At 71.9% G+C, this 1,262-nt stretch carries 1 protein-coding gene and 1 pseudogene; both read left to right on the top strand.

The genetic code is table 11. The annotated features are described in order from the left end of the window. Nucleotides 1-382, top strand: a pseudogene (locus tag L615_RS03510) (B12-binding domain-containing radical SAM protein); the annotation flags it as partial. Between the two features lie 136 nt (nucleotides 383-518). Further along, nucleotides 519-1,079: a type VI secretion system tube protein Hcp gene (locus tag L615_RS03505; RefSeq protein ID WP_028656870.1), complete on the top strand. Its 561-nt coding sequence runs from the start codon at nucleotides 519-521 to the stop codon at nucleotides 1,077-1,079. The last annotated feature ends 183 nt before the right edge of the window (nucleotides 1,080-1,262 follow it).

Raw genomic sequence — 1,262 nt, 5'->3', positions numbered from 1 at the left:
CCGTCGCGTCGGCCGGATCATCGAGGAGGTCTGGCGCGACGGCGGCCGCTTCGACGGCTGGAGCGAGCACTTCTCCTTCGAGCGCTGGATGGCCTCCGCCGAGAAGGCGCTGGCCGGCACGGGCGTCGACGTCGACTGGTTCACCACCCGCGAGCGGGAGTACGACGAGGTCCTGCCCTGGGACCACCTCGACTCCGGCCTCGACAAGGACTGGCTGTGGGCCGACTGGGAGGACGCCCTCGCCGCCGCCGACGGTGCGGACATCGAGGTCGAGGACTGCCGCTGGACGCCCTGCTACGACTGCGGGGTGTGCCCCGAGATGGGCACCGAGATCCAGATCGGCCCCACCGGCCAGAAGCTGCTGCCGCTCTCCGTCGTCTGACCATCGTTTCGGAGGACATGCGCGCCGCTGGTGGGGTGTCACCAGAGGTGGCTACGGTCGCTGGACCCGTGCCCGTCGTACCGGCCCCAGCGGGCTGGGGGAGCCCGGTCCGCGCTACCCCCCCTGCGAGGACACAGTGACCACTTCACGCACCCGTGCCCGGCTGGCGGCCGTGCTGGCCGTCGGCGCCATCGGTGCCGTCTCCATCGGCCTCACCAGCGTCGGCACCGCTGACGCCGACAAGGGCGGCAAGCCGCCCAAGCCCGAGCCGGGCACCAGCGCCGTCGCGACCATGACCATCCACCCCTCCAGCGGCGACCCGATCGAGGTCGAGGTCACCTCGCTCCAGACCGGCGTCGGCGTCAGCGTCTCCGGCTCCGCGGCCTCCGGCCAGCGCGAGGCCAGCCGCCCCTCCCTGACGGAGATGAACGTGACCCGGTCGACCGACAGCACCTCCCCGGTGCTCTTCGGCTACATCACCACCGGCACCCTGCTGCCCGAGGTCGAGCTGGCCGGCACCCTTCCCGACGGCACGCCGTTCGAGTACGAGCTGGGCGACGTCTTCCTCTCCAGCCAGGCATCCGCGGCAGGCGACGAGAACTTCACCGAGAGCCTGTCGCTCAACTTCGCCTCGATCCGGACGACCGTCGGCGGCAACTCCGCGGCCTACGACCAGGGGACCGGCAGCGTGTCCTGATGGCGCGAGCGCGCGCAGTTGGCTCCGGTAGGTGGCAGTCCGTCTGGCGGCAAGCCTTCTCCCGGTGGTTGAGGTGCGAGGCCGCCTGCGGCCGAGCCTCGAAACCTCCGGGCCTGCGAGGCGGACTGTGCCCGGCAGAGTCCGGTGGACCGTGGCCGCTGGTTTCGAGGCTCGGCGCTGGGG

This window comes from Nocardioides sp. J9 (genome assembly GCF_007829375.1).
Taxonomy (GTDB): domain Bacteria; phylum Actinomycetota; class Actinomycetes; order Propionibacteriales; family Nocardioidaceae; genus Nocardioides.
The sequence above is the reverse complement of the archived record's forward strand: the minus strand, read 5'-3'. Positions and strand labels throughout refer to the sequence as shown.